This is a genomic window from Jatrophihabitans sp. GAS493 (genome assembly GCF_900230215.1).
GTDB lineage: Bacteria > Actinomycetota > Actinomycetes > Mycobacteriales > Jatrophihabitantaceae > MT45.
In genome coordinates this window covers 4,464,956-4,491,162 of sequence record NZ_LT907982.1, presented here as the reverse complement: position 1 = coordinate 4,491,162, position 26,207 = coordinate 4,464,956, and the positions used below count along the sequence as shown (strand labels likewise).

The following is a 26,207-nucleotide window of genomic DNA, read 5'->3' as shown; positions in this document are numbered from 1 at the left end:
GCTCAGATCACCGAACAATGAGCACTGTCTTACCCGGGCCACCGTGGCGGCCGCGATCGGCATAGGCGGTGGCCGTCTCGGCCAACGGGAAGGTCTCGCCGACGAGCGACTTCAGCGTTCCGGCGTCGACGAGGGCGGCGATCTTCTCCAGCTGCGCGCGGTTCGGGCGGACGACGAAGAACTCATCCCGTACATTGCGCCCTTGCTTCAGCTCTGGCGCCGGGGGCGCCGAGAGCGTGATCAGCCGGCCGCCGTCCCGCAGGTGGGAGTAGGCCGCCGCCAGCGCGGCGCCGCCCACGGTGTCGATGACGACGTCGAAGGTGCCCAGCGCCTCCAGGACGAACACCTCATCGGCACCCAGCTCCCAGACGTACTCGTCTGCGTCACCATTGCTGATGGTGGCGCTCACCTGGGCGCCGAAGTGGTGCGCGAGCTGCACGACGTAGGCCCCGACGCCACCGGCCCCTCCGGTGACGAGCACCGACTCACCGACCACGAGCTTCGCGTGGTCGACCAACGCCTGCCACGCGGTGAGCGCAGCCAACGGAAGTGCCGCGGATTGCACGTGGTCGATGCTGGCCGGCTTCCGGGCCAGATCAGCCGCCGGGACGGTGACGTACTGCGCCGCGGCGCCGTCCCGGTCGAACTCGATCAAGCCGTAGACGTCGTCTCCAACCGCCAAGTCGAAGACGGCTGCTCCGATGCCGGCCACCGTTCCGGAGACCTCATGCGACGGGATGATCGGCGTTCGGTCAATGCCGTTGCGTGTCCACGACTCGTCCCACAGCAGCTCGTCGTAGGTGATCGCCGTGGCGTGGACGGCGATGAGTACCTCGTCATCCTGCGGCTCCGGTACCGGTGCGGACTCCAGGTGAAGATTCTCAGCCCCTCCCCGCGAGTGCGCTCGGATCGCTTGCATGGTCGGCATCTCTCGTCTCCTTTGGCTCTCGTTCTCGGTTGCCCTTTGATTGCCCTCTGATTGCCTAGTCGAGGCTGGCGGCCGCCGCCTCAATCGTGCGGGTGACCGCCTTGGGCTGCGAGATCATCGGCAGGTGCGAGCTCCGGACCTTCACGACGTGAGAGTGGGCGGTCGCCGCCATCGCGAGTTGGGCTTCGGGTGGAATGACCTTGTCGATGGTGCCGACCTCGTACCAGGACGGAATGCTGCGCCACGCAGGTGTCGTCGACGCCGTCTTCAGCGCATCGGCGGCGATCGGCCGTTGCGTTGCGGCCAATACTCTCGCCTGCCGGGCCGGCAGATCATTGGCCACCGAGCTTACGAAAACGCTGGGCAGTACGTAAAGATCGGGATTCGGCGATGTCGCCGGGACGAAGGAGAACACCTTGGTCGGATCGGGGTTTGCCACGACCGAGGTCGCCCCGACGAGTTGGTTCACCGCCTGCCCCTCGTCGGGTGCGAAGGCGTCGATGTACACCAATTCCTTGACGTTTCCGTTGCCGGTGGCGGCGTCGGTGATCACCGCGCCCCCGTAGGAGTGACCCACGAGCACGATTGGGCCGCTGATCGCGGTGAGGTAGACGCGCAGGTAGGCCGCATCATCGGTGAGACTGCGAAGGGGGGTCGGGAAGACATCGACCTCGTACCCGTCAGACTGCAGGCGTCCCACCACACCGTCCCAACTGGAGCTGTCGGCCCAGGCCCCGTGAACCAGGACGACGGTCGGCTTGGGCTTGCGTGGGGTGGGATGGGCGTCGGCGCCGCCGGTGGTCAACGCAACCAGCCCGGCGGCCGTGGCTACGCCAAGTGCGAGTGTGGTCAACCGTCGTCGATGGTGAAGTGGCTTCTTTTCAGGCATTTGAGTTCTTCTCTCCATTGGGGGGACCGCCCGGGGCGGCGAACTTCGCTATGGGGATTGACGCTAGGCCGTCACTCCCCGCTCCGACTTCAGTCACCTGACGCAAGCGCTCCGACCCGGTCTCGAAGAGGATTCCTTCGTAAGTGCAGACAAATTCGGATTGGACTCGCTCATGACCGACTCGGCAACTCCTGTCGTCTTCATCCACGGCCTCTGGCTGCACAGCGCCGCGTGGGACCCCTGGGTGCAACTATTCGCCGATTCTGGCTACCGGCCTAGTGCGCCGGGCTGGCCGGGCGATCAGGTCACCGTCGCCGAGACTCGAGCCACCCCTGACAGCGTCGCCAACTTCGGCATCGAGGACGTGACCGCCCACTACCGCGCGTTCATCGATCAACTCGAAGAGAAGCCGATCCTCATCGGACACTCCTTCGGAGGCATGATCGCCGAGAAACTACTCGGCGAGGACTACGCGGCGGCCGCGATCGCCATCGACGCCGCCCAGATCAAGGGGGTGCTTCCGCTGCCGCTGTCGGCGCTGCGCTCGACGCTGCCGGTCTTCAAGAATCCGGCCAACAAGCACAAGGCCGTCACCCTCTCCGCTGAGCAGTTTCGCTACAGCTTCGGCAACGCCCTCACCGAGGAGGAGTCAGACGCGCTCTATGAAAAGTGGGTGATCGCCGCGCCGGGGCGGCCACTATTCGAGGCGGCCGCCGCGAACTTCTCGCTGCACTCGCCGGCCAAGGTGGAGACGGGCAATGAGAAGCGCGGCCCGCTCCTGCTGATCATGGGCGGTCAGGACCACACTGTTCCCGAGGCGATCACGAAGTCCACATTGAAGCAGTACCGGCATTCGGCCGCGGTCACCGAACTGGTGGAGTTCGAAGGTCGGGGCCACTCGCTGACCATCGACGGCGGGTGGCGTGAGGTCGCTACTGCCTGCCTGACCTGGCTGGGGGAGCAGCGCCTGTAAGCGCCTGTAAGCGCCTGTAAGCGCCTGTAAGCGCCTGTAAGCGCCGGTTCGCCGGCCGACCTTCGGCCCGAGGTGCGTGGTCGTCCGTACCATCGGGAACTGTCAATGGCGACGGGTGTTCTGGGGGTTTCATGCCGGACGTGATCATCAGCGGGGGCGGCCCGACCGGGATGATGCTGGCCAGTGAACTGCGCCTGCACGACGTGGACGTGCTGGTGCTGGAGCGGGATGCCGAACCGACGGAACTGGTCCGCTCGCTGGGGCTGCATCCGCGCAGCGTCGAGATCATGGGTCAGCGCGGGCTGCTGGATCGGTTCCTGGCCCAGGGTCGGCAGTATCCGGGCGCGACCCGATTCGCCGGGATCGACAAGCCGTGGCCGGCGCACCTGGACACCGCGCACGGATACATCCTCGGAATTCCCCAGCCGGTTACCGATCGCCTGCTGGCTGACCGTGCGGTAGAACTCGGCGCTAATATCCGACGCGGCCAGGAGGTGACCGGCTTCGAGCAGGACGAGGACGCGGTGACGGTCGAGTTGGCCGATGGACAGCGGCTGCGCTCGCGGTGGCTCGTCGGCTGCGATGGTGGCCGTAGCTTGGTGCGTCGACTGCTCGGTGTTGAGTTTCCGGGTGAACCCGCTCGAACGGAGTGGCTGCTCGCGGAGTTGGAGGTGACGACCCCGCCCGCGGAGTTGGCGTCAGTCGTGGATGAAGTCCGCAAGATTCACCGGGGTTTCGGTGTCGGGCCGGCCGGAGATGGGCTCTACCGGGCCGTCGTGCCGGCCGCGAGCGTAGCCGAGGATCGCACGTCGGAACCGACGTTGGCCGAGTTCAAGACGCAGCTTCGGGCTTACGCGGGCACCGACTTCGGTGTGCACTCCCCACGCTGGCTCTCCCGGTTCACCGACGCGACGCGGCTGGCCGAGCGGTACCGCAGCGGCCGGGTGTTCCTGGCCGGCGACGCGGCGCACGTCCACCCGCCGCTGGGCGGGCAGGGGCTCAACCTCGGTATCCAGGACGCGTTCAACCTCGGCTGGAAGCTGGCCGCCGAGGTGAACGGCTGGGCTCCGCCGGCGCTGCTGGACAGCTACCCGGCCGAGCGTCGCCCGGTCGCCGCCGACGTGCTGAACACCACCCGGGCCCAGTCCGAATTGATCGACCCGGAACCCGGACCGCAGGCGGTACGTCGGCTACTCAGCGACCTGATGGAGTTCGATGACGTGAACCGGCACCTGATCGAGAAGGTCACCGCGATCGGTGTGCGCTACGACTTCGGTGCCGGTGCCGGTGCCGGTGCCGGTGCCGGAACCGGTCCCGGTCAGCGGCTCGTCGGCCGGCGGCTGCGCGATATCGCGCTGTCTCGCGGTCGCCTCTACCAGCTGATGCACCGCGGTCGCGGCCTGCTGCTCGATCAGACCGGAGGGCTCTCGGCTGGGGGTTGGGCGGACCGGGTCGACCACGTCGTCGACGTCAGCGACGAGTTGGAGCAGCCGGCCGTGCTGCTGCGACCCGATGGACACGTGGTCTGGACCGGCGCCGACCAGCAGGACCTGAGCCGGCAGTTGCGCCTCTGGTTCGGCGGCGCTGCCTAGACCATTAGAGAGACTTCACAGACCGCTGGTTGATAGCGTGCGCACAGCTATACCCCACGGCATAGCTGCGGCAAGGGGTCGACGCCATGGTCACGGCACCAGTCGAGATACAAGCGGTATTGGGAGGCGGAGTCGGCGCCGCCAATCACGGCTCCGTCGGCGTCGAGGTACTCCACCGCGCCGGTGATCTTGATGTGCACAATGCAGTGGGTGTCGCCCACCGCTTGCCACGAATCGACATTGCCGGTCGGTTCGTAGACGTAGTCGCCGGGGCCGATGAGTTCATCGGTGTTCAGGATCCTTCTCGTGCCGACGAGGTTGAAGGCGTGCACGTCCCCGGTGTGACGGTGCCGGTTGACGATGGTTCCTGGTTCCAGGCGCATCAGTTCTGACCAGCCGTCAGCATCGAAGCGCAATGGTTTGAACGACTTTCCGTCACCGGTGGGAATCCAGCTCTGGGCCGCGGTGTGAATGGGTAGCGCCAGTGTGTCAAGGCCGAAGGGCGTGGCCATTCCCGCCCGCTGAGTGGTGATAGTCCGGGTCATCTCGGTGTCCCTTTCGCCGGGGCAGCGGGCTCTCCCGCCGCCACATCTGAACTGTACTTTATAGTTCAGATGAACTCAACGGTACAGTTCATTTTCCTGGTAGATTCGGGCCATGACGAGGCAGGCCGTACCGCGGATTCCAGCCGGTGACCGCGCCGAGCGAAAGCGACAGGCGATCGTGCAAGCCGCGCACGACGTCTTCATCCGGGACGGTTTCGAAGCCGGCATCGACCTCATCGCTGCCGAGGCCGGCGTCTCCAAGGTGACTATCTATAACCATTTCGGCAGCAAGGAGGGGCTCTTCCTGGCTGTGATCGGCGACGCGCTCTCCGAGGCGCTCGGGGGTGCCGTCGCCGGAACACAAGCCCGGCTAAATAGTTCCGATGATCTGCGCGAGAGTCTGATCTGGACGGCGCAGGCGTGGGTAGAGGGCATGACCAGGCCTGACGTGCTCGCCCTTCGCCATCTCGTCGTCAGTGAGGTGCGCCGATTCCCTGAACTGGGTGCGGCTTGGCGGGGGAACGGACCTGATCGAGCCCAGCCCGCACTCGCGGCCACCTTTCAGCGGCTCATCGACCAGGGTCGGCTGCAGATGCCCGACATCGAGCTCGCCTGTATTCAGCTCTACGCGCTCGTGCTGTACCCGCACCTGGTCCACAGTGCGTACGGCGATTCGTTGAGTCGGGCAACGACCGATGCTCTCATCACCAGCGGTGTGGACATGTTCCTCGGCTACCACCACTACCGGCCGACCACCACGACGAAACGCGACACGGCCGCCGCTCCGACCAAGGCCACTGCTCCGACCAAGGCCTCTGCTCCGAAGAAGGCTGGCCGGTAGAGCGCGGAAGACCGATTACCCCGGTCTATGTCTTAACTGATTCGTCGGAGATTCTTAACTAACCCTTGGCAACGTTAAGTCCCGGTGTTAGCGTGCGACCACCGTATAGCGGATGCGCCAGGGTCGGGGGACTTCATATGCGCTTGCTGAACAGGCACGTCTGCGTATCCAAGCGCACGCTGGCAGTGATCACCTGTCTCTCGCTGGTGGCCGCGATGTTCACCGCGCAGGTGGTGCACGCGCCGCGGTCCTCAGCCGGACTGTACGGACCGGTCCCCTCCGACGAGGGGGGCGACCCGACCCTCGACTTCACCGACAACAACGCGCTCTTCGTCTACGTCCGATCCGACACCGCGGGCGGACGGGCCTGCGTTATTGCCGCCACCGGCGATGACTGGAGTTGTGATTCGCCGGCACCGGGCTGGAAGCGGGCCACTCACCTCATCGGCATCGGAACCCAGTGGGACCTGCTTCAGGGACCGTACCTACCGATCGGGCAGTTCCGGATCGGCGTCGAGAACAGCCAGGACGTTCCGCTCGAAGCGAGTGAGGTCTTCTCCGTCGAATCTTGTGGGGACACCTGCTCGACCGCGCTCGCTGACAGCGTCGTGGCCGACGCGAAGGCCGCCGCCGCGCAATTGAATTTCGACATGAACGGCATGTGCACGATCAACGGACTGCTCGAGAAGGTCGCCGGCAAAGCAACTGGCATGCGCGGATTCTCCAAGGACATCAAGGCTCCGAAGGTCGTCTACACCGACCTTCCGTTCGTGGGAACTGTCGTCACCGGCATCGGGTTCGGAGTCGCCTTCACCATCGAGGATCCATTCACCGCCAACATCAACAAGGCACTGGACATTCTCAAGGATCTCTCCTGCCAGACGGCGAAGATGTACCAGGACATCGCCAACGATCCGCCGGACGCGGGCTTCGCCGCGGTGGCTGCGCCGGTCTTCGCGACCATTCCGTCAAGTAGCCCGTCCACCCTGAACGATCTGCTGCAATCAGTTGATAGGCAAAGGGCATTCGGTATCGCGATGCTGCATGGCTATGAACGTTTCCAGGGCGCCGAGGCCGCCGATAACGTAGCCGGCCAGCGCCGGCAACTGAACGCCACCGGGCAGTTCGGCACCGATCTGGCCCGCGAGTTGGAGACCAGCGCACAGCGGCTGCGGGCCTACGCCGACGTCGCCGCGGCTGACCCCGAGCTCTCCAAGCCGGCCATCGAGCCGAGTGAGTTCGACGATCTGAACACGCTCTACCAACGGATCACCGCCAGTGGGTTCACCGCCGCCGAGACGGCCAACTTCCATTCCTTCGGCTACACCGACACCCAGATCGCGGCGATCCGCACCCACTTCGGCCAGGACATCGGCGCGGCCGGAGCGACCGAGCCCTTCCCTGAGGCGTTGCGCACGCTGGCCGACCAGCTCGAAACCGAGATCGATCCGATTCAAGCCTTCGCGACGAGCGCCCTGGTCGAGGCCGGGCGTCTCGACGTCCCCCCGACCGCGGGTTTCACCGCGACCCTGGTCAGCGGCCGAACCTACAACTTCCAATCGACCGGGGCTTCGACCGACGGCGATAGCATCGTGTCCCGCGACTGGGATTTCGGCGACGGCGAGACCGCGTCGGGCGCCTCCGTGATTCACACCTTCACAGACGACGGCTACTACCCAGTCACCCACACCGTCTCCGAGGCCACCCGGTCCAACTCAAGCAATCAGTTGATCGCCGTCGGTCCCAAGCCCAACCGGGCGCCGGTCGCGGTCCGCGATGACGTGTCGACGACGAGCAATCACGCAGTGACGATCGACGTGCTGGGCAATGACTCCGACCCCGACGGCGACACGCTGCGAATCGTCTCCTCGACCGACGGCTCGGGAGGCCCCGTCACCTGTGGAGCGGCAACCTGCGTCTACACCCCGGGATCGGTGACCGGCACCGACGTCTTCACTTACACGATTGCCGATCCGGCCGGCGCGACTGCCACCGCACAAGTTGTGGTCCACGTCGGGGCCTCCGCCTTCGTCGGTCCGAGCGCTGGTCTGTCCGCCTCCACCCAGAGCGGTGACGGACCACTCTTCGTGCTGTTCGACGCGTCGTCCTCCATCGACGAGGACGGCACGATCACCTCTTACGAATGGGACTTCGGTGATGGTGCCACCGGCAGTGGGGCCACAGCCAGCCACACCTACACGAAGGTGGGGCAGTTCATCGCGACCGTCACGGTGAGCGACGAGCACGGTCGCAGCGCGATGGCCAGCACCATTATCGCCGTTACCACAAAGGGGAATCTGCCGCCGACCGTTAGTCTGGCCGGCAACACCACGACGGGCATCGCCCAGCTGGAGATGCCGTTCTCGGCCAACGCGAATGATCCCGATTCCAGCGTGGAGGCCGTCGCCTGGACGTTCGGCGACGGTGGCACCGCGACCGGTACGACGGTGAACCACACCTATCAGAAACCGGGGCAGTATCAGCTGACCGTGACTGCCACCGATGACCACGGTGCGACCGGGACCGACAAGCTGGTCGTGACCGTGTACCCGGCCGCCAACCACCAACCCCAGCCGGAGCCTGAGAACGTCACGACCGACAAGGGCACTGCGGTGACGATTCCGGTGCTGGAGAACGACGTCGATCCTGATGGTGACCCGTTGACCGTCACCGGCAACGGCGCCGCCCAGTCCGGCACCGCCAACTGCGCGGCTGACGGGACCTGCATCTTCACCCCCGACGCCGGTTTCGAGGGGAGCACGAGTTTCACCTACGACGTCAGTGACGGCAACAGCGAACCGGTGACTGAAGTCGTCGGAATCACGGTGGTGCACCGCGATGGCTATCCGACCGCGGTCGCTCACGTCGACCCGGCCCACGGCTTCGTGCCGATGGGATCAACGCTGGACGCGAGCGATTCCATCGCCGCCAGCGGCACGATCGTCAGCTACCGGTGGAGCCTGAGCGACGGGTTCACGAGCACGGCGGCAACCACCTCGCACCTGCTGTCGACACCGGGAGCGCTCACCGGGACCCTGACCGTGACCGATACGGCGGGTCATTCGGACACCACAACCATCACCCTCGACGCCACTGACGCCGCCGACCTGCAGTTACCGTTCTGCGGCGACCAGGACGACGTGAACGATCCCTTGGTACCTCAGTGTCGCGCCTACACCCGCCTGCCCGATGTGCAGACCTGGCAGGTCACCGGCTCCGGCGCGGTGGACGTCACCTTCGATTGGATCGACCGCGACGCGAGCAACAGTAACGAGTTAGTCGCCTTCAATGTGGACGATGCACTTGGCACGATCGACGGTGCTCGGCCGGGGACGAAGGCCTGGTACGACGGGGTCCTGAGCCGGTCGCAGACGATCTTCCCGGGCGGATCGAATGCCTTCAGCCCGAACGTCACGGTGCCTTATCCGGCCGGGACGTACCTCGCGTTCTTCATCGTCTCCGCTTCACTGACCGACCTACCGGCAATTCCGAGCTGGCAGAACCAGGCGTTCTTCTCGATCACCTCGGCCAACTCGGACAGCACCGATCACATGGAGGGGTACAGCAACGCGGCTGGTCAGCTGACCGAGTTCGGTTTCGAGGATCTCTACGGCGGTGGCGACCGGGACTTCAACGACGTCGTGTACACGATGCACGGCGCGGTGCGTCCGGTGGGAACGCTGTCGGCCAGCCTGTCTGCCTCAACCGACACGGTGGTCGCGGGAGCGGCGTTGCAGTACACGGCGAGCATCTCGAATCAGGCCCGGACCTCGACAAGCGTCAATAGCGTCTCGGTGACGTTGCCGGCCGGGTTCAGCTATCAGAGCGGCACGTCGTCCGGACTCACCAGCAACGATCCGGAGGTGGCTGGGAGGACTCTCACCTGGAGCGGGCCCTTCGTACTGGATGCGGTGACCGCGGGCACCGAACGGTTCACCGTCAAGGCCTCACAGGTTCCGGGCACGTACTCCAGCTCGGACGACGCGAACGCCGGTGCCCTCACCGTCACACCCTCCGGGCCGAGCGCGGCGGTCACGGTCACCGCAGCACCGACACCGACTCCCACACCGACGCCGACACCGACGCCGACGCCGACGCCGACTCCGACGCCGACTCCGACGCCGACTCCGACTCCGACGCCGACTCCGACGCCGACTCCGACGCCGACTCCGACTCCGACGCCGACTCCGACGCCGACACCGACTCCCACACCGACACCGACACCGACTCCCACACCGACACCGACTCCCACGCCGACTCCCACACCGACACCGACTCCCACACCGACACCGACACCGACTCCCACGCCGACACCGACTCCCACACCGACACCGACACCGACTCCCACGCCGACAACGACACCGACACCGAATCCCACACCCGTGAATCACGCCCCGACGGCGACCGGGCAGTCCGTCACGGTGACCGCCGGAGGCGCGCTGCCAATCACTCTCTCCGCGACCGATCCAGACGATGATCAGCTCACATACAGCGTCACCAGCGGGCCGCTGCATGGCAGCCTGACCGGCGCCGGGCCGAGTGTCATCTACACACCGGCGCCGGGCTACTCCGGCACCGATTCCTTTACTTTCACGGCGAATGACGGCCAGCTGACCAGCTCGGCGGCGACAGTCACGATAGCGGTGAACCCGGCGTCGACGAGCTGTGCGAACACCGCGCCGACTCTCGACACGACGGCATCGACCGATCAGCGGACCGCCGCGCGGAAGTTGCGCTCCGATCCATTCAGCACGAATGAACCCAACGAGTTGATTCTGGCGTTCGTCGCCGCCGACGGGCCGCGGGCGCCGAACCAGCAGATCACCAGGGTGAGCGGCGGGGGACTGACCTGGACGCTGGCCACGCGCTCCAACTCCACCTGGGGCACGACCGAGGTTTGGCAGGCCTACGCGCCGACGAAACTGAAGAACGTCAGGGTTGTGGCGCAGTTGGCCAACGCCGGGTTCGACGGCATGATCACGCTCGCCTCATTCGCGCACTCCGCCGCCAGCATCGGCACGACCGCGGCGGCCGCGGGAACCACCGGAACACCGACGGACACCCTGAGCACGCCGACCTGCGGTTCGCTGGTCTGGGCCGTCGGCCATGACTGGACGCACTCGCAGCGGCCGACGCCACCGCCCGGTCAGTCTCTGGTGCACACTTTCGTGGACGGGCGGATTCGCGACTCGTTCTGGACCCAGACGATGGAGGAGCCGACCACCGCCGCCACGAGCACACTTACCACCAACGGCATCCACGACGATCGGTGGACGATGGTGGCGGTCGAGATCCCTCCCTCAGCGGCACCGAGATGACCTATTTGACGTCGATGAAGATCACTTCGATCGCGTTGCTGCCGTAGCCGAGGCGGTTCCACGGCGGGAGGTGGGGCTGGACGTTGCCGGCCGCGTCAGTTGCCCGAGCCCGCAGGGTGTGGCGTCCGACGTCCTTGGCGGCCCAATTGAAGGTCCAGTCCTGCCACTGGTACGGGCCTTTGGGTGGCTCGAGCTCGGCCGGAAGCCAGTCGCCATCGCCGGTGAGGCTCACCTCGACCGCCGTCACCGGCCCGGTCCCCGACCAGGCCTTCCCGCGCACTGTGTAGGTCCCTCGATCGACCACCGATCCGGGAGCCGGGTCGGTAATGCGCGAGCGCACCCGCATCAGCGTGACGGGCTCATCGGGTCTATCCGACCACTGGTACATGTAATGACCGGTCTGGAACTCACCCTGGTAGGGCTCGGTCAGTACATCGATGCGTTTGAGCCACTTGACCGACGCGACGGCGTACCAGTGCGGCACGACGATGCGGAACGGGGCCCCGTGATCGGGTGGCAGCGGCTTACCGTTCATCTCGTAGGCGATGAGGATCTCGGCCGCCGGATCGACGACGTGCGACAGTGGCAGCGCCCGAACGAAGGTCATGTTGTCCCGGTCGGAATCGGGGAGGATCGGGCGGAGGTGGTAGGTGCCGTGATCGGCACCCTCGAAGCGGACGTCGACGCCGGCGGTGGTCGGGCGCGCCAGGGCCAGCACCTCGTGTAGCAGCGCGCCGGTCCAGCGCGCGGTCGAGACGGCATAGTCGCCCCAGGGTTCACCGGCGGGCAGTGGCTTCATCGCCAGACGCCCATTGCCCGCGCACTCGAGCGTGACCGCCCGATCGACCGCAGGCAGCGCCCGCAGATCCGCCACGGTCAGCGTCAGCGGGTTGTCGACCGCCCCGCCGATCTCAAGCGTGCCGTCGTGCGCCGGCACGTCGAAGTTGCTGCGGACGTAATGGAACTCGTTCGGGGTGATCGCTCCGGTCAGGGCGTCCGGCGGTGCCTCGGCGTTGAACGGATCCGGGTTGATCATCTGGAGCGAGGCGCGGCCCGGGTCGAGCTCGTCTGCGATTGTCATTCATTGCCTCCTAGGGGTTCGCTGCGTGAGCCGGGCGGCTACCGCATCAGTAGTCGGAGTCCCGGAAGGTCGGGTCGCGGTTCTCGTTGAACGCGCTGATGCCCTCGACCCGGTCCGGGTGCACGGCCGAGCGCCAGTGGGACTCCATCATGATCGCGATGGCCTGCTCGAGCGGCTGCCCCTCGCCCAGCTGCACGGCCCGCTTGACCGCCTGCGCCGCGGTCGGTGAATTGCTGGCGATCTTCTCGGCGATCCGGGTCGCCGCATCCATCAACTGGGGCTGAGGGTGGATCTCGTTGACCATGCCGAGCCGATGCGCCTCCTGCGCGGTGATCGGGTCACCGGTCAGCAGCATCTGCAGAGCCTTCCCCGGGGGCAGCAGCCGGGGCAGCAGCGCCGGTGACCCGCCGCCGGCCGCCAGGCCGATCATCGCCTCCGGCTGGCCGAAGGTCGCGTTCTCCGAGGCGATGATGAAGTCGGTGCTCTGCGCCAGTTCCGACCCGCCACCGTAGGCGATGCCGTTCACGGCGGCGAAGATCGGCTTGCGGAGTTGCCGCAGCGTGTACAGGGTGCGGTCGAAGTCCTGTCGCTGGCGAAGCCAGTCCTCTTTGGTCATGTTGTGGCGCTGGCGCAGATCACTGCCGACGGAGAAGGCCCGGTCACCGGCACCAGTGAGGATCACCACCCGCACCGCCGTCTGCACGGCGATCGTCTCCAGGACCTCGGTCAGCCGGGCCCCCATCTCGGTTGTGATGGCGTTGTCCGCGTTCGGCCGGTTCAGGGTGATCACCGCGATTCGCTCATCGGGGCCGTAGTTCAGCAGCACCGATGAGTCGGGTTCGGCGAGGTCGGAGGGCGGTGGGCCGAAGTCGAGCGACTGCCACCGATCCGTACCTGGGCTGATCTCCATGTCTCCTCCTGCGTCTCGACGGCTCGTCATGAGTCGAGTTCGGCCAACCACTTAAGTCCCCGTATGCCAGGAGCGAAGCAGTACTCGCCACCCCGGGTGACGACGAAGGGAGGCAGTTGCTGCAGCCGTCGACGGATCGGCCGCTGCGGAATGGTGAAGGTGCCGCTGCCGTCATTCGCGCCGACGAGCGGATCCTTCTCCTGCGGGGCGCCGAGGAAGATGCCGTCGTTCAGCCACTGGGTCTTGACGAACTCGAACTGCCGTTTGAGGTGCGCCCCGGCGAAGATGAACATGATGCCGCGATCCACACCGTCGTCTTCCAGGACGCCCTCGGGAAGCATCGACCCGTAGCTGGTTCCCCGCCGGATCATGCGATGCAGGCGAACGTCCACGCTGCCCTGATCATCGAGGGAGTCCCGCGGATTCGCGCGTCGCGCATGAGCGCCGGCCGGACATTTGAATCCGCGCCGGTCGTCACCGTAGAGGAAATCGTTGTTGCGACCGGGGTCGCCTCCGAGCTCGGGGTCGTCTCGCTCCGGGGAGACCGCGAGTGGGGCGCCGCTGGGCCAACGGCCGAGCAGCTTCGCCCCGAGCAGCGCCTCCTCCTGACGGCTGGCCGCGTTGGCCCGCAGGTATTGCCGGTACGCCGCGACCCGAGTGTGGAGCTTGCGGAAGACGACGTAGGTGCCGTTTCGGCCGAGCACGTCCGGAGTGGGCATCGGCGCCAGTTCGCCGGTCTCGTCGGGGTAGCCCAGGATGATCTCGCCGGCCTTCAGCGGTTTCTCCTTCGGGTTCGACGCCGGTCGCCCGCTGCCTTCGACGGAGGGCTGGCCGATCCCGTCCTTGAACCCGAAGGAGGTCCGGCCGGTGGGAAGTTGGTAGCAGTCCTGCTGCCAGATCAGCTGTACGCCGGGGAGTTCCTGATGGGCGTTGCGCGCCTTCTCGAGGATGGCCTCCAGGGATGCGCGGTCGGGGGAGAGGGCAGCCAAAGCGACATGCACGTCGCTGCTCCCGAGCGGTGCTTCCCAGTTTTCCGGACTGCTCTCGCCGACGTCGCCCAGTTCGGCCGCTCGCGCCTTCATACCCTCCCGAAACTCGGGTGCGAAGCTGTCGAGCGACTCCGGCGGGACACCCAGCGCCTTCAGGCCCTGATAGCTGAAGGCGACCGTCAGCCACGCACCGCTGGACGGATCGGTGGCCGGTGGTCCGCTATCGACGAACCGCGCCAGCCGGCGGACGAGTTCGCGACCGGCGACCGGGTCGTCGATGCGTAGTAGCAGGTAGCTTCCGACATAAGGCGATGGTCGTTCATTCAGCGCCCCCCACTGGATGTCGTCGAGGTCGAGCGGGGTCGGCTCCCCGTCGGTCACGTCCACTGCTTGCTCCATGGTTAGAGATGCTCGGGGCGCTCAGGCGGGTCCGGGTTGGGCGCCGCGAGGTAGGGGAAGGTGCGGGACGCCGGCCGGCTCGCCTGGTCGACTCCGTCGCTGATGGTGGGCCCGGTGCCGGCGTTCACCCACTGGGTGAAGAGCGTGTCCATCACATCGTCGTTCAGCGCGCGACCGCCACAGGTCGTGTGCGGCACGCCCCGCCGAGCCGCCAACTCGACCTCGAGAAAGGAACCCCGCTCCAGATAGGGCTTCGTGACGTCGACGACGAGGAAGTCGCTGAGCACGAGTTCGGTCAACGGATGGCTTCCGGCGTCGTTCAGAGGCCAGTCGACCTTCCCGTCGAGACCATCCCAGAAGGCCAGATTCGCGTTCAACCGGGCCCGGTACGCCCCGGCGTAAGACCCGCCGAGATGGAACGCGTCCTCCATGTTGTAGAGGTCGCGGATCTCGAGATCGCGGTTGACCGGGTCGAACTGCTTCGGTGCCAGCAGCATGTTCTTCACCTCAGGGCGCCCGACGCGCTCCAGCCGGACGCTGACCGCGCCGCGGGTTCGGGTCTCCGCGACCACGCCGACCAGAGTCGCGTCGCCGCCCAGCAGTCCGCAGTCGATCTCGACCACGAGACTGAGGACGTTCTTGCCGTCGAGGAAGATCGAGCCGGAGTCGGTGAACGCGAGCTTCTCCGATGCGATCGTCTGCACCGCCGCCCGCGCGTCCATGATGAAGGGATCCCAGCGTGGACCCGCGAAGACCCGAACCCCGGAGCCCGAGCCGCCGTCCGGGTCATTCGTGCGGAACGAGACTCTCTGGCCGTCAGGAGTGGAGCACTCGCCGTCCTGGGTGACATCGCCGGTAGCGGCACCGCCGGTCGTGGCACCGCCGGATGCCGGCGAGAAGACACAGTCGAACACGTACTCCGGCGCACCGGCCTGGAAGGGCGCTTGAAAGTGAGTCTGGTCAGGCTGGTCGGCCGCCGTCGCGGTGAGCGGGCGCAGCCGAAAGCGGTAAACCAGGCCGTCAGAGAGGACGTCGGACGGTCCCGCGAAGGGCATCGTGTTCATCACCAGGACGAGGTGGCCGGGCCGCTGCGGACTCGGAAAGGCATAGAAATCAGTGATGTCGGCGATTGGCTCCGCCAGGGCGCGGGGCCCTGAGATGTGATCCGACATAGCTGTCCTCCGTACCCGATCGCCGCTGTTTTGAAGACGCTGCGGGCTAGTCCGCAGCCTCTTCCAGCAGCGCCTTCAGCGCCGGATGCTGGAGTGCTTCGGCCGCCCCCGGCTGGTCGAGCACCTGCTGGAACGCTGCGTTGACACGCTGGGCCTTGCGGATCTCGTGCACCGTGCCGCCGTAGTTGCGCGCATACGCACCCGCAGTCTGCTGGGCACTCAGGATGAAGGCTTTCAACGCCGTCAGATCAGGCAGGCCGTCGTAGCCCTCGGTGTGCTTGAAGATGACGTCGAAGAGCTCCAGCGTCGGACCAGAGGTGAAGAAGTCCTCCATGTAGGCGTCCCACGGGCCGTCGAAGCTTGTCACGAAGGCCAGGCGTGTGTCGTCGTCGAAGAGAACGAACCTCGCCTCATGAATCGTCCCGACCGCCATCCCGTAGTCTCCCGGACGGTACCCAGGGGTCTGCTGCAGGTCGAGCAACGCCGTGCGCAGAGCGGCCCCCTGACCGGGCTTCACGTGGAAAAACAGGCTGAACTCACTCGTGCTGCCGACGCTGACCCCTGGTCGGGGCGAGTGCGTCACTGAATCGGACATCGATCCGTCCTAACTAGTCGGAGGTCTGGTCGCTCCGCGATGCTGATCTGAGGAGCCGGCGGGGGTTGTTCGCGCGTTCACAGCCGCAGCTTCAGCGCTCATCGCTCAAGCATCGCAGCGTCACCGATGATCAAGTCATCCTCACGGGGTGAAAGGAGCCGAGCTCGCGCTGGTCGGGCGGCGGTGGGGGCAAGCGGGCGTGTGATGAACTAGCAGACATGACCAGCTACGAAACCATCGAATACCTCGTCGCCGATGGCGTCCTCACCATCCGTCTAAACCGTCCCGATCAGCTGAATTCGTTCACGCCGACGATGGCCAATGAGCTCGAGGCGGCATTTATCCGAGCCAGCAGCGATGACGACGTCGCGGCGATCGTCGTCACCGGTTCGGGACGAGCCTTCTGCGCCGGGATGGACCTCTCAGCCGAGGGGAACGTCTTCGGCCTGGACGAGAGTCTCGAGCCGTCGCTGGCGGACCTCGGAGACCGGTTTGACGACCCCGCGATCGCCGCGGGGGTGCGCGACACCGGCGGCCGCGTGACTCTGGCCATCTTCGCCTGCACGAAGCCGGTAATCGCTGCCATCAACGGCCCCGCAGTTGGCATCGGGGCGACGATGACGCTGGCGATGGATGTTCGGCTGGCGTCGGCGTCGGCTCGGATCGGTTTCGTCTTCGGCCGCCTGGGCATCGTCACCGAGGCCTGCTCGAGCTGGTTCCTACCGCGAATCGTCGGAATCTCACAGGCACTGGAGTGGGCGTTCAGCGCGGAGATCATCGGGGCGCAGGCCGCCGCTACCGCTGGGCTGGTCAAGCAGGTGTACCCCGACGATGAGCTGCTCGATGCTGCCTACGCCCTGGCCCACTCCTTCACCGACAACCGGTCGGCGGTGGGTACGGCCCTGATTCGCCAGATGATGTACCGCAACAGTGCACAGCCGTTGCCGATTGAAGCGCATCGAATCGAGTCGCTCGCGATGTTCTACACGAGCATCGGCGACGGCAAGGAGGGCGTGGCCGCATTCCGCGGCAAACGCCCGCCGGCCTTCACTTCGACTGCCTCGCAACTGCCGCCGTTCTTCGAGGAGTGGACCTCCTCCGGCAGCTAGCTCGGCCAACATCAGCCAACCTCGGCCAACCTCAGCCAACCTGGTAGCGAGTTAAGTATCGGCCCAAATCGGGCCGGTTCGCTTCCGATCGCCGGCGCCTGGTCGATGGGTGCAGTGAACGCTCCGACGCTGTGGAAGGGAATTGGCAACCTATGAATGTCAGTAGTGCTTCTTCATCAGCTCTGGCCGCGCTGCAGGCTCAGCTCAAGGCGGACCAGAAGACGCTCACGGCCGATGTCAAGGCCAAGGCCGACTCCAAGATCATCGCCGCGGACGAGGCCAAGGTGGCCCTGGACAACGCCCAGATCGCCGCCGCACAGCAGCAGGCCAAGCTGCCGGACGCGACGAAGCCGGCCAGCACCCAGACGCCGGCGAGCGCCGCGCCCAACTCAGCTTCAGGGTCGGTAGCGGCCAGCGATGCAACGGTCGACGTGTACGCCTGACCCCCTCCCGACGCGGGTTCGGGTGCCGGCCGTGAGGTTCAGGCTTCTTGGAGCACGGAGAAGATGTTGCCGGCCGGATCGGTGAACCAGGCGATGTCGGGGCCCCGGTTATGGGCCAGCCCGCGGGCCACACCCTTCTCGTCCTGCGGCAGATCCGGGTAGCGGACGAACTCGACTCCCCGCGCTGTCAGCTCGTCCACGGCGGTATCGATGTTCTCGACCGGAAAATTCAGGATCGTGTAGGTCGCCGGCACGTGGCCGTCCTTCGGGTAGACGAATGTTGGCCGTTCGCCGTTGAGGTGAAGGGTCAGCATGCAGTGTTCTTCGGTCACGTCCAGGCCGAGGACGTCGGCGTAGAACGCCTTGGCGGCGCGGATGTCGTCGACGGAGAATCCGCTGAACGCGCGGCTGTCACGGAGCATGCTCTCAGTATGGACCGGGATGGAGCCGACTACGCGGTGTGCAGACTCGAGATGTGGGTTCGGAAGGCGAAGAGCGTGAGACTTACGTGCGGGCAGTGCTGGCAAGCCCAGACGCCGAGCGGCGTGACCATGTTGCGGCTGCGCGCATCCTGGCGGGCGCAGCTCAACTGGTAGGCCCGGGTTACCCGGTGGCGCCACCGGCGAAGGTTCGTCATGCACGTTGATTCTACGGCGGTTAGCTGTGATTGTCCTGACCTGATTTCACTCCTCCGGGTGGGTCGTCGTCGCCATCATCTCGTCGATCATGTTCACGACCGTGGGATCGGCCAGCGTCGTCACGTCCCCGAGCTCGCGGTGCTCGGCCACATCGCGCAGCAGGCGGCGCATGATCTTGCCCGAACGGGTCTTCGGCAGCTCGGGAGTCAACAGGATCTGACGGGGCCGGGCGATCTTGCCGATCTGCTCGGCGACATGCTCGCGGAGGTCGGCGATCAGCTGCTCGCCCGCCTTCGAGTCGAGCGCCGCGTCACCCTTGACGGTGACGAAGGCGACGATGCCCTGCCCGGTGATCGCGTCAGTGGCGCCGACGACGGCGGCCTCGGCGACCGATGGGTGTGACACCAGCGCCGACTCGACCTCGGTCGTCGAGATCCGATGCCCGGACACGTTCATCACGTCATCGACCCGCCCGAGGAGCCAGATGTCTCCGTCGACGTCACGCTTGGCTCCGTCGCCGGCGAAGTACAGCTCGTCGAAGCGCGACCAGTAGGTCTGCCGATAGCGCTCGTCGTCGCCCCAGATGCCACGCAGCATGCCTGGCCACGGTTCGGTGACGACCAGCACTCCGCCGCCCCCGTTGTCGACCGGCTTGCCCCCGTTGTCGAGCACGTCCACGCTGATGCCGGGGAAGGCGGTCATCGCTGAACCGGGTTTGGTCGCGGTGATACCGGGCAGCGGCGTGATCATGATGCCGCCGGTCTCGGTCTGCCACCAAGTGTCGACCACCGGGCAGCGATCGCCGCCGATGTGCTTGCGATACCAGATCCAGGCCTCCGGATTGATCGGCTCACCGACCGAGCCGAGGAGCCGAAGCGAGCTCAGGTCATGGGCGCCGGGGAACTGCTCGCCCCACTTCATGAACGTGCGGATCGTGGTCGGGGCAGTGTACAGGATGCTGACCTGCTTCTCCTCCACGATGCGCCACCACCGGTCACGGCCACCGGCGTCCGGGGTTCCCTCGTAGAGCACCGAGGTGGTGCCGTTGGCCAGCGGCCCGTAGACGATGTAGCTGTGGCCGGTGACCCAGCCGATATCGGCCGCCGTCCAGAAGACGTCGCTCTCCGGCTTGATGTCGAAGACCAACCGGTGGGTCGCCGATACGTGCGTCAGGTAGCCGCCGGTGGTGTGCAGAATCCCCTTTGGTTTGGCGGTGGTTCCTGACGTGTACATGACGTAGAGCGGATGTTCGCTGTCGTGCGCCGGCGCCGTGTGTTCGGTGCTCTGGCCAGCTACGACGTCGTGCCACCAGCGGTCCCGCGCGTCGTCCCAGTCGACCGGCTGACCGGTGCGGCGGACCACCAGCACGTTGCGGACGCCGTCGAGGCCGGCCACTGCGTTGTCCACGGCCGGCTTCAGTGCGGTCGCCGTTCCACGGCGGAAGCCGCCGTCGGCGGTGATGACCAGCCGGGCGTCGCAGTCGATGATCCGATTGCGTAGTGCGTCGGCGGAGAACCCGGCGAAGACAACGGTGTGCGGCGCGCCGATGCGGGCACAGGCGAGCATCGCCACCACCGTCTCCGGGATCATCGGCATGTAGATGGCGACCCGGTCGCCCTTGGCCACGCCGAGTTCGGTGAGGGCATTGGCGGCCTGGCACACCATGTCCTTCAGTTGGGCGTAACTGATGTCGCGAGTCTCGCCCTCGGGTTCTCCGATCCAGTGGTAGGCGATCCGTTCGCCGTTGCCGGCCTCGACGTGCCGGTCTACGCAGTTCACCGACGCGTTCAGCTTTCCGCCGACGAACCAGCGGGCGAAGGGCGCCTGCCAGTCCAGCACCTGATCCCACGGCTCGTCCCACTTCAGGCGCGACGCCTGCTCCGACCAGAACTTCAGCCGGTCCAGGTGGGCCCGCTCGTAGATCTCCGGCTGGGCGTTGCTGTCGCGGGCGAAGTCGGCCGGCGGCGGGAAGCGGCGGCTCTCGGTGAGCAGTGCGGAGAGTTCAGCCTCAGCGGCCATGCCAGATTCGCCGGCCTAGCTCAGCGGATGGGTTGGGAGGATCGTGCGCTTGAAGGTCGCGTTCGTGACGCCGGCGAAGGAGGCGTACCAGGCCAGCGCCGCGGTGACGAGTCCGGCCCAGCCACCGGCCTTGGTCATACTCAGGTGGTCGCCGAACGCGCCGATCGTCAGCAGCACGAAGGTCACGGTCAGCGCGACGAAGACGGCCGCGATCGCCACGGTGGTACGCAGGCTGGCGATGGTCATGTACGCGGTGAAGATCGCCCAACTCAGTAGAAATAGCCCGGTCGCCTTGTGCACTTCGGTGACCGGAAGCTTGGCGGCTACGTGGTCGACGTAGTACCAGTAGGCCAGCCAGAAGGCCCCGAACGAGCTGAAGGCCAGCGCGCCGAATGTGTTGCCGTTGCGGAACTCCCACATACCGGCCAGTAGCTGCACTGCGCCGCCGTAGAAGAGGGCAACACCGAGGACGCCGGCGGTAAGCGTGGCTGAGACCATGTTCGTGTTGAAGACGCTCAGCATGAAGGTGGTCATCGCGAAGCCCGCTAGCCCCAATGGCCCGGGATCGGCGATCGCCGGCGCCATGGCCGGCATGCTGGTCATGGGATTGAGTGACTCCGTGGCCATCGGCGTCGCAGCGTGTGAATGTGTCTGAGACATCTGGTTCACCCCTGTCTGGACTTGTCTGGACTGGTACGGGTGTCCGGCTGCGTGTGGCAGCTAGAGCCACCCAATACCTTCAGTCTTACTCCGATTTGCGTCATTGAGCACGAACTTTTCGGAGTCAATATTCCGCATACGCCGGAATTCCCCACGCGGTGGTCGCGGTGACTTGATGATGCGAGATCGGAGTTAAGGCGGTGCGGCGTCTGGTATGAAGCAGAGGTGAGTAACCGCAATATTGAGCGCGAAGAGAAATGGGACGTGCCGGTCGGCTTCGCAATACCCGACCTGGGTGCGGTATTGCCGGCTCGGGCGACGCTACGAACCGAGCGGGTCCATCTCTCCAGCACCTACTTCGACACACCGCGCCGCGACCTGCTCGAGGCGGATGTCTCCCTGCGCCGCCGCACCGGCGACACGGACACCGGCTGGCAGGCCAAGCTAGCCAGCCGGACCGGAAGCCGCATCGAGATCACCGAACCGCTGCACACTGCGCACGATGAGGACGTGACGCCGCCCGCTGCGATCACCGGCCTGCTGGCCGGTCTCCAGCGCGGGCGAGAGCTCCGACCTATCGCGATCGTGCGCACCGAGCGGATCGTGCACAGCATTCACGACGAGTTCGGCATCCTGTTGCTGGAGCTGGCCGACGACACGGTTCACTCCACGGCGATCGGCGATTCAGCCGAGATCCGGGCCTGGCGTGAAGTCGAGGTGGAACTGAAGCACCGACCGGAGAAGCTGCTGCGTCGCGTCGGTAAGGCGCTGGAACGGGCCGGGGCCACGCCTCGGCTCGGGTCCTCCAAGTTGGCCCGAGCATTGGGCGCCGACGGCGATGCCGCACCGCCAGCCGTCATACAGCAAGGCATCGCACCGCAACCGGCAACCGACCCGATCACCGGCTACCTCGCCCAGCAGTACCGTGACCTGGTCGCCGGTGATCTCGATCTGCGAGCCGAGAGGAACGCGGTCCACCCGACCCGCGTCGCGTGCCGTCGAATCCGCAGCACATTGCGGGTCTTCGCCCCGGTCCTGGTTGACGTCGACCCGGCCCTGGACGCCGAGGTGGCCTGGTACGCGGCACTGCTGGGCGAGGTGCGCGACGTGCAGGTCATGCGCGAGCACTTTCGGCACGCCCTCGCCGACGTCCCGATTGAGCTGGAGCTCGGACCGGTCGCGGCGAGAATCTCGATGGGGCTGGACGAGCTGGAGCGTGACGGGTTCACGAGGCTCCGCAGCGCGATGGAGAGCACCCGTTACTTCGCCCTCCTCGATTCCGTCCAGGAGCTGGTCGAGCGGCAGCTGACGATCAAGGGCCGAAGGCGCAAGCAGGTCCAGAAGCTGGTCGAGAAGGCCGACCGGAAGTTCGACCGGCGGCTGCGGGCCGCGCTGCGCTCGCCCGACGACGACGCCGCCCTGCACCGGGCCCGGAAGTCGGCCAAGCGGGCCCGTTACGCCTACGAGGCCGCCGCCCCCGCCGGCGCCAAACGCCGGGTTCGCCAGTTCAAGCGGCTTCAGGAGACGCTCGGGAATTTCCAGGACGCCGTCGTCGCGAAGCAACTGCTACGCACCTGGGCCACCGCGACGGCCGGACGGGCCGACGAGAACGGCTTCACCTTCGGACTGCTCTGGCAGCGTGCGGACGAGACCCAGCGAGCGGTCAGACGATCGCTGCGCGGCGGGGGTTCCTGACCGCGCGTCCGGCAAGCGAATAGGAGAGACCCATGCAGAAGCCAGATCCGGCAGCGGCCACCGCCGTCGTCTACGAGCGCACCGGTGGCCCGGATGTCCTGCAATTGGTGGAGAAACCGCTACTCGCTCCCGGCCCCGGAGAGGTTCGAGTCAGGGTGCACCGCTCCGGCGTCAATCCGACCGACTGGAAGGCCCGGCAGGGTGGAGCCGATTCGCGGCCGGTGACGCCGGCCCAGGTGCCCAACCAGGACGGAGCCGGTGTCGTCGACGCCGTCGGTGCCGGTGTCGAGGTGGCCCTGCTCGGACTCCGGGTCTGGATCTGGGAGGCGGCCTACAAGCGCAGCGAGGGAACGGCGCAGCAGTTCGCGATCGTGCCGGCTCGGCAGTTGGTGATGCTCCCCGACTCGGCCTCCTTCGACCTCGGCGCCAGTCTCGGCATCCCGTTCATCACCGCGCATCGCTGCCTGACCGTCACCGAGGAGGGGCCGCGGCGGCTCGGTCCCGGCACCATGGCCGGCCGGGTTGTCCTCGTCGCCGGGGGTGCCGGCGCGGTGGGTAACGCCGCGATCCAGCTCGCCCGCTGGTCGGACGCGACCGTGCTCGCCACCGTCAGCAGCCCGGCCAAGGCGCAACTGGCCGCGGCGGCCGGCGCCGATCACGTCATCAACTACCGCCAGCAGGACGTGATCACCGAGGTGGGCCGGATCAGCCCCCGCGGTGTCGACACAATCGTCGAGGTCTCGGCCGCCGCCAACGCCGAGATCGATGCGGCGGTGGTCGCGCCGCTGGGGTCGGTCGCCATCTATGCCAACAACGGCGGCGACGAGTTCACCCTCCCCATTCGGCCCCTGATGGCCCCCAATGCAAGGTGGCAGTTCGTGCTGGTCTACACTGCGCCCGCGCGGGCCAAGGGCCAGGCGATCGACGACATCTCCGCGGCAATCCTGGACGGCGCGGTGGCGGTCGGCGAGTCCGTCGGGGCGCCGCTGCACCACTTCTCGCTGGCCGACACCGCCGCGGCTCACCAGGCCGTGCAGGACTCGGTCACCGGGAAGGTCCTCATCGATGTCGTCGAATCCAGCTGAGCTCCGGCCGGCCACCGCCGACCGCGCCGCCCTGGTGGTGAGCGAGGTTCGCCCGAATCTGCCCAGGACTCTGATCGCACTGGACTTCGACGGGACGCTGGCCCCCATCGTCAGCCGCCCGGCCGACGCACGGTTGATCGACGGTGCCGACCAGGTGCTGCGGTTGCTCGTGGCGCGGGGCGCGTCGGTCGCGATCATCACCGGCCGGGACGCCGAGACGGTGCTGGACCTCAGCGGGTTGGCCGACCTCCCGGGGCTCGCCGTCGCCGGACTCTACGGCGCGCAGGTGTGGCGCGGCGGCCGGCTGGCCACGACGCCTCCGCCGCCGGAACTCACCCGTGCCCGCTCCGCCCTCCCCGAGCTGGTCCGGGCCGTCTCGTCCGAGCTGTGGATTGAGGACAAGGGGTTGTCGCTGGTCGTGCACGCCCGCGGTGTCGACGAACCCGATGCGGCGATCGACGCCCTGCGCCCCTCGGTCGAGAAACTGGCCCAGTCGCTGAGCAGCGAGGGGGGGCTTGAGGTGCACGCCGGGCGGCAAGTACTGGAACTGCGCCTGGCCGGCTTCGACAAGGGACGCGCACTCCGCGAGTTCGTCGACGCGTTCGGTGACGCCTCCGATCGGCAACTGCTGTACGCCGGAGACGATGTCGGCGACCTGCCGGCCTTCGCGGTGGTGCAGCAGCTGCGCGAAGCGGGCCGACGGGCCTGGGCGGTCGGGGTGGGCTCGACTGAGGTCACCTGGATGCCGGCCGACGACAGTAGGGTTGACGCGGTGGTGGATGGGCCAGCGGGGTTGCTGAGCTTGTTACGAGGTCTGCTCGGCGGCTGACCGTACCTGGCGGAGCTGCTCGTCGAACCACTTCGCCGGAGGCAGCTGGGTCGCGGCCTCCCGCAATCGTGCCGTGCGGCGGGCGGCCGAGTCGTCGGACCCCTCGCGGTCGCCCAGCGCCGTGACGAGGGCCTGATTCAGCGCCTCCGCGGTCTGCCCCACGTCGTAGGGATTCACCAGGATCGCATCAGCGCCCAGGACGTCCGCGGCGCCGGTCTCCCGGGAGAGCACCATCACCGGATCCCGCTCCGAGAGCAGCACCGCCTCGAAGGCCACCAGGTTCATGCCGTCGCGGACGGAGTTGATGAAGACGACATCGGTCAGCGTCAGCGCGGCCAAGGCGCTGGGGTAGTCCTGCTCGATGGTGAGCAGCAGCGGCGTCCAGTCGTCGGTTCCGAACTCCTCGTCGATCTCCCGTCCGAGCCGCTCGACCGCCGCGGTGTATTCGCGATACTCGGGGATATCCTCGCGCGACGGGTTGTCGAAGACCGCATGGACCACGCGACCCTGCCAGTGCGGCCACCGGTGCAGCAGCTCCCGGTAGGCCAGCAGCCCGCGATACACGTTCTTGGACAGCTCAGCGCGGTCGACCCGTCCGATCACCAACCGGTCACCGATCTCCTCACGCAGTTCCCGGGCCGCGCTCCGCACATCGGCCTGCTGGCCGCGGCTGTTCATTTCGTCGAGATCCGCGGTCAGCCCGTACACCTTCAGTTGGTCGTCGGGGACCTTGCCGAAGACGGCCTGGCAGCACTGCTGGAACTGTTCGGCCCAGCGCCAGGTGTGAAAGCCGACGACATCGGCGCCGAGCATGCCGGAGAGGATGTCGTGGGCGACGTCGTCGGGAAGCAGGCCGAAGTAGTCCGGGGAGACCCAAGGCGTGTGGGTGAAGAACCCGATCTTCAGATCCGGCCGCCGCTCCCGCAGCAAGGCGGGCAGCAGGAAGAGGTGGTAGTCCTGCACCATCACCGTGGCACCGGATTCGGCCAGCCGGTCCACCGCGTCGGCGAAGCTCTGGTTGTACCGCTGGTAGGCCGCCCACTGGCGGCGCCAGGCAGCGTCGAAGAGCGGGCGCCGCGTCGGTTCGAAGAGCATGTGCAGCACAAACCAGAGGGTCGCGTTGGCGATGCCGTTGTAGGCCTGCCGGAAGGTCACACCATCGATCGGAATCATCACCACGTCGAAGTCGCCGCCGCCCGCGTCACCAGCGGAGAACTCCAGCGGCCGTCCCGCGGAGCGGCGCGCCACCGAGCGCTCCCGATCGGTCATCGACGCGCAGACCCAGACGGCATCTCCCGCCGAGTCGAGGGCGACCTGCATGCCGCTCACCAGGCCGCCACCGCCGCGGACGGTCTCTTCCTCACCGTCGGACCCAACCGATATCGATACCGGGCCCCGGTTCGAGGCCACCACCAAACTGGCCTTAGTCACAGCGACTCAACCTCCAGCTTCATCATGCTCTGCCGTGCTGACATTTGGCCCCGGAAATTGGAGCCG

22 protein-coding genes are annotated in these 26,207 nt (G+C 66.8%); 9 read left to right on the top strand and 13 right to left on the bottom strand.

The features are described from left to right. Positions 1–7 precede the first annotated feature (7 nt). Complete coding sequence (locus CPH63_RS20575; protein ID WP_096305324.1) at positions 8–919, bottom strand: NADP-dependent oxidoreductase; 912 nt, start codon at positions 917–919, stop codon at positions 8–10. Positions 920–983: 64 nt separating this feature from the next. Next, a complete protein-coding gene (locus CPH63_RS20570) occupies positions 984–1,781 on the bottom strand; it encodes an alpha/beta fold hydrolase (protein ID WP_241895748.1) in 798 nt (265 codons plus the stop codon). A gap of 208 nt (positions 1,782–1,989) precedes the next feature. On the opposite strand from CPH63_RS20570, the gene CPH63_RS20565 reads away from it, so the two are divergent. Further along, positions 1,990–2,790 (top strand): alpha/beta hydrolase, encoded by an 801-nt coding sequence (locus tag CPH63_RS20565; RefSeq protein ID WP_096305323.1) that lies wholly within the window; start codon positions 1,990–1,992, stop codon positions 2,788–2,790. A gap of 131 nt (positions 2,791–2,921) precedes the next feature. Continuing rightward, on the top strand, positions 2,922–4,382 hold the full coding sequence (rox, locus tag CPH63_RS20560) for a rifampin monooxygenase (RefSeq protein WP_096304605.1): 1,461 nt from the start codon (positions 2,922–2,924) through the stop codon (positions 4,380–4,382). Positions 4,383–4,429: 47 nt separating this feature from the next. Here rox and CPH63_RS20555 read toward each other — a convergent pair whose 3' ends face one another. Continuing rightward, positions 4,430–4,927 (bottom strand): cupin domain-containing protein, encoded by a 498-nt coding sequence (locus CPH63_RS20555; protein WP_197704474.1) that lies wholly within the window; start codon positions 4,925–4,927, stop codon positions 4,430–4,432. Positions 4,928–5,039: 112 nt separating this feature from the next. Between CPH63_RS20555 and CPH63_RS20550 the strand changes: the two genes are divergently transcribed. Then, positions 5,040–5,768: a TetR/AcrR family transcriptional regulator gene (locus CPH63_RS20550; RefSeq protein WP_096304604.1), complete on the top strand. Its 729-nt coding sequence runs from the start codon at positions 5,040–5,042 to the stop codon at positions 5,766–5,768. Positions 5,769–5,905: 137 nt separating this feature from the next. Next, the gene (locus CPH63_RS22645; RefSeq protein WP_172892250.1) at positions 5,906–11,086 is read left to right on the top strand and encodes a PKD domain-containing protein; all 5,181 of its coding nucleotides are present in this window, start codon (positions 5,906–5,908) and stop codon (positions 11,084–11,086) included. A gap of 1 nt (position 11,087) precedes the next feature. Here CPH63_RS22645 and CPH63_RS20515 read toward each other — a convergent pair whose 3' ends face one another. Genes CPH63_RS20515 through CPH63_RS20495 form a run of 5 tightly spaced genes read right to left on the bottom strand, consistent with a single transcriptional unit; the run spans position 11,088 to position 16,232 of the window. Beyond that, positions 11,088–12,167 carry a sulfite oxidase gene (locus CPH63_RS20515; RefSeq protein WP_096304603.1) on the bottom strand — a complete coding sequence of 360 codons (1,080 nt, stop codon included), beginning with the start codon at positions 12,165–12,167 and terminating at the stop codon, positions 11,088–11,090. 46 nt (positions 12,168–12,213) lie between these two features. Beyond that, complete coding sequence (locus CPH63_RS20510) at positions 12,214–13,077, bottom strand: enoyl-CoA hydratase/isomerase family protein (RefSeq protein WP_157749683.1); 864 nt, start codon at positions 13,075–13,077, stop codon at positions 12,214–12,216. Between the two features lie 26 nt (positions 13,078–13,103). Further along, entirely contained in the window at positions 13,104–14,465 is a 1,362-nt protein-coding gene (locus tag CPH63_RS20505) for a Dyp-type peroxidase (protein WP_096304601.1), read from the bottom strand. Positions 14,466–14,467: 2 nt separating this feature from the next. Continuing rightward, the gene (locus CPH63_RS20500; RefSeq protein ID WP_096304600.1) at positions 14,468–15,637 is read right to left on the bottom strand and encodes a DUF4331 family protein; all 1,170 of its coding nucleotides are present in this window, start codon (positions 15,635–15,637) and stop codon (positions 14,468–14,470) included. 46 nt (positions 15,638–15,683) lie between these two features. Next, entirely contained in the window at positions 15,684–16,232 is a 549-nt protein-coding gene (locus tag CPH63_RS20495) for a hypothetical protein (RefSeq protein WP_096304599.1), read from the bottom strand. Between the two features lie 218 nt (positions 16,233–16,450). Between CPH63_RS20495 and CPH63_RS20490 the strand changes: the two genes are divergently transcribed. Both CPH63_RS20490 and CPH63_RS20485 read left to right on the top strand, forming a co-directional pair. Next, a complete protein-coding gene (locus CPH63_RS20490; RefSeq protein WP_096304598.1) occupies positions 16,451–17,341 on the top strand; it encodes a crotonase/enoyl-CoA hydratase family protein in 891 nt (296 codons plus the stop codon). A 152-nt stretch (positions 17,342–17,493) separates the two neighbouring features. Next, entirely contained in the window at positions 17,494–17,784 is a 291-nt protein-coding gene (locus CPH63_RS20485) for a hypothetical protein (protein ID WP_096304597.1), read from the top strand. 38 nt (positions 17,785–17,822) lie between these two features. On the opposite strand, the gene CPH63_RS20480 is transcribed toward CPH63_RS20485, so the two are convergent. Genes CPH63_RS20480 through CPH63_RS20470 form a run of 4 tightly spaced genes read right to left on the bottom strand, consistent with a single transcriptional unit; the run spans position 17,823 to position 21,044 of the window. Next, the gene (locus CPH63_RS20480; protein WP_096304596.1) at positions 17,823–18,206 is read right to left on the bottom strand and encodes a VOC family protein; all 384 of its coding nucleotides are present in this window, start codon (positions 18,204–18,206) and stop codon (positions 17,823–17,825) included. 29 nt (positions 18,207–18,235) lie between these two features. Then, positions 18,236–18,421 (bottom strand): hypothetical protein, encoded by a 186-nt coding sequence (locus CPH63_RS22480; protein ID WP_157749682.1) that lies wholly within the window; start codon positions 18,419–18,421, stop codon positions 18,236–18,238. Between the two features lie 46 nt (positions 18,422–18,467). Then, positions 18,468–20,441: an acetate--CoA ligase gene (acs, locus tag CPH63_RS20475; protein WP_096304595.1), complete on the bottom strand. Its 1,974-nt coding sequence runs from the start codon at positions 20,439–20,441 to the stop codon at positions 18,468–18,470. A 15-nt stretch (positions 20,442–20,456) separates the two neighbouring features. Further along, positions 20,457–21,044 (bottom strand): acetate uptake transporter family protein, encoded by a 588-nt coding sequence (locus tag CPH63_RS20470; protein ID WP_096305320.1) that lies wholly within the window; start codon positions 21,042–21,044, stop codon positions 20,457–20,459. Positions 21,045–21,326: 282 nt separating this feature from the next. Between CPH63_RS20470 and CPH63_RS20465 the strand changes: the two genes are divergently transcribed. From CPH63_RS20465 to otsB, 3 genes are read left to right on the top strand one after another with little or no spacing between them, the layout of a single operon-like run. Beyond that, complete coding sequence (locus CPH63_RS20465; protein ID WP_096304594.1) at positions 21,327–22,796, top strand: CYTH and CHAD domain-containing protein; 1,470 nt, start codon at positions 21,327–21,329, stop codon at positions 22,794–22,796. Positions 22,797–22,828: 32 nt separating this feature from the next. Next, positions 22,829–23,881 carry an NADPH:quinone reductase gene (locus CPH63_RS20460; RefSeq protein WP_096304593.1) on the top strand — a complete coding sequence of 351 codons (1,053 nt, stop codon included), beginning with the start codon at positions 22,829–22,831 and terminating at the stop codon, positions 23,879–23,881. Next, positions 23,862–24,710, top strand: a complete 849-nt coding sequence (gene otsB, locus CPH63_RS20455) for a trehalose-phosphatase (RefSeq protein WP_096304592.1) — start codon at positions 23,862–23,864, stop codon at positions 24,708–24,710. Before CPH63_RS20460 ends, otsB begins: the two co-directional genes overlap by 20 nt. On the opposite strand, the gene CPH63_RS20450 is transcribed toward otsB, so the two are convergent. Continuing rightward, a complete protein-coding gene (locus tag CPH63_RS20450; RefSeq protein WP_206745599.1) occupies positions 24,687–26,141 on the bottom strand; it encodes a trehalose-6-phosphate synthase in 1,455 nt (484 codons plus the stop codon). The two genes, otsB and CPH63_RS20450, sit on opposite strands and share 24 nt — an antisense overlap. Between the last annotated feature and the right edge of the window lie 66 nt (positions 26,142–26,207).